The organism is Rahnella rivi, from assembly GCF_019049655.1.
Lineage (GTDB): Bacteria > Pseudomonadota > Gammaproteobacteria > Enterobacterales > Enterobacteriaceae > Rahnella > Rahnella rivi.
Genome location: NZ_JAFMOX010000028.1, coordinates 1 through 2,951, shown reverse-complemented (window position 1 = coordinate 2,951; position 2,951 = coordinate 1). Strand labels below are relative to the sequence as shown.

1 protein-coding gene is annotated in these 2,951 nt (G+C 54.0%); it reads right to left on the bottom strand.

Features of this window, described 5'->3' with window-relative positions; all coding sequences use genetic code 11:
• A partial coding sequence (locus J1779_RS00205) for a calcium-binding protein (protein ID WP_274388791.1) occupies positions 1–2,907 on the bottom strand: 2,907 nt, incomplete at its 3' end.
• Positions 2,908–2,951: the final 44 nt, after the last annotated feature.

Here is a 2,951-nt window from a genome sequence, read left to right as displayed (position 1 = left end):
CCAGTTCATCACTTCAACGGAATCCTGAGATCCTGATTCGGTAATAAGCAGATTACTGTTACTTTTCGAGAACCACAGGTCGGTGAGATTGAGATCGCTGAATTCAATAATATCTTTGCCTTCAAGCATACCTGCGAAATCAGTGACCGAGTCATTACCGTGTCCGTTAGCAAACAGATAGGTATCCTGCCCCGCTCCGCCATAGAGTGAGTCATTACCCACGCCGCCGTTCAGAACGTCATCTCCGGACCCACCACTCAGCGAATCGTCACCGCCGCCACCGTTCATCAGGTCGACGCCGTACCAGCCGTGTGCGTTATCATTTCCGTCTGTCCCTGAGAAGGTGATCCGCGCCGTCGCCAGATCTGACTCCGTCAGCGTGATGTCGTCAAACTCAAAACTGTAGTGACGAGTAGCGCCGTTTTTTAATTCGCCGTCAATGAAGTAATTTTCTACCGTTACGCGGTCTGCGGTGCCGTACGCATGAATGACCAGATTGTTTCCCTCACGGCTAAACCCGCCCACGTCCGCCTTCGCCCCCGTAAAACGCAACGTATCATTACCGGCTTCGCTGGAAAAGTTATTGGTTATCAGATCCTGACCGTGGCCAACTTCGAACATGAAAGTATCCAGCCCAATGCTGCCACTGAGATAATCATTTCCGGCACCTCCGTCGATAACATCAGCACCCGCCCCGCCGGCCAGCGAGTCATCACCGGCACCGCCGCTGATATAATCGTCACCGGATCCGCCGTAAAAAGAATCATCACCCGCACCGCCGTTCAGCACATCTCGCCCGTACCATCCGTCGATCCGGTCATCCCCCGCTGTAGCGTAGAAAGGGATCCGTGCCGTCGCCAGATCTGACTCCGTCAGCGTGATGTCGTCAAACTCAAAACTGTAGTGACGAGTAACGCCGTTTTTTAATTCGCCGTCAATGAAGTAATTTTCTACCGTTACGCGGTCTGCGGTGCCGTACGCATGAATGACCAGATTGTTTCCCTCACGGCTGAAACCGCCTACGTCCGCCTTCGCCCCCGTAAAACGCAACGTATCATTACCGGCTTCACGGGAAAAATTATCGGTTATCAGATCCTGGCCGTGGCCAACTTTGAACATGAAAGTATCCAGCCCGTTGCTGCCACTGAGATAATCATTTCCGGCACCTCCGTCGATAACATCAGCACCCGCCCCGCCGACGAGCGAGTCATCACCGGCACCGCCGCTGAGAAAGTCGTCACCGGATCCGCCGTAAAAAGAATCTTCACCCGCACCGCCGTTCAGCACATCTCGCCCGTACCATCCGTCGATCCGGTCATCCCCCGCTGTAGCGTAGAAAGGGATCCCGGCCGTCGCCAGATCGGACTCCGTCAGCGTGATGTCGTCAAACTCAAAACTGTAGCGACGAAAACCGCTGGTTTCTGATTCGCCGTCAATGAAGTAATTGTTTATCGTTACGCGGTCTGCGGTGCCATACGCATGAATGACCAGATTGTTTCCCTCACGGCTGAACCCGCCCACGTCCGCCTTCGCCCCCGTAAAACGCAACGTATCATTACCGGCTTCACTGGAAAAATTATCGGTTATCAGATCCTGACCGTGGCCAACTTTGAACACGAAAGTATCCAGCCCGGTGCTGCCACTGAGATAATCATTTCCGGCACCTCCGTCGATAACATCAGCACCCGCCCCGCCGACGAGCGAGTCATCACCGGCACCGCCGCTGAGAAAGTCGTCACCGGATCCGCCATAAAAAGAATCATCACCCGCACCGCCGTTAAGCACATCTCGCCCGTACCATCCGTCGATCCGGTCATTCCCCTCGGTGGCGTAGAAAGGGATCCCGGCCGTCGCCAGATCGGACTCCGTCAGCGTGATGTCGTCAAACTCAAAACTGTAGCGACGAGTACCGCTGGTTTCTGATTCGCCGTCAAAGAAGTAATTTTCTATCGTTACGCGGTCTGCGGTGCCGTACGCATGAATGACCAGATTATTTCCCTCACGGCTGAACCCGCCCACGTCCGCCTTCGCCCCCGTAAAACGCAACGTATCATTACCGGCTTCGCTGGATGAGTTATCGCGTATCAGATCCTGACCGTGGCCAACGGCGAACATGAAAGTATCCAGCCCGGTGCTGCCACTGAGATAATCATTTCCGGCACCTCCGTACATAACATCAGCACCCGCCCCGCCGACGAGCGAGTCATCACCGGCACCGCCGCTGATATAGTCGTCACCGGATCCGCCGTAAAAAGAATCATCACCCGCACCGCCGTTCAGCACATCTCGCCCGTACCATCCGTCGATCCGGTCATCCCCCGCTGTAGCGTAGAAAGGGATCCCGGCCGTCGCCAGATCGGACTCTGTCAGCGTGATGTCGTCAAACTCAAAACTGTAGTGACGAAAACCGCTGGTTTTGGATTCGCCACTCAAGAAGTAATTTTCTATCGTTACGCGGTCTGCGGTGTCGTACGCATGAATGACCAGATTGTTTCCCTCACGGCTAAATCCGCCCACGTCCGCCTTCGCCCCCGTAAAACGCAACGTATCATTACCGGCTTCGCTGGATGAGTTATCGCGTATCAGATCCTGACCGTGGCCAACGGCGAACATGAAAGTATCCAGCCCGGTGCTGCCACTGAGATAATCATTTCCGGCACCTCCGTCGATAACATCAGCACCCGCCCCGCCGGCCAGCGAGTCATCTCCGGCACCGCCGCGAAGATGATCATCTTCTTTTCCACCCGTAAACGAATCATTACCCGTGGTACCGTTGTAGGTTATCCCGGTCGCCGTCACAGCGAGCGCGATATTTTCTTTCCCAGGGGAATAATCTGTTGATGTTTCCGCGCTGAATTGACTACCTTCAGCAATGACCAGGTCTGATTTTGTTTTTTCTTCACTCATTATATAACTCCATTTATATATATTTAAAAAAACCATTAGTACTC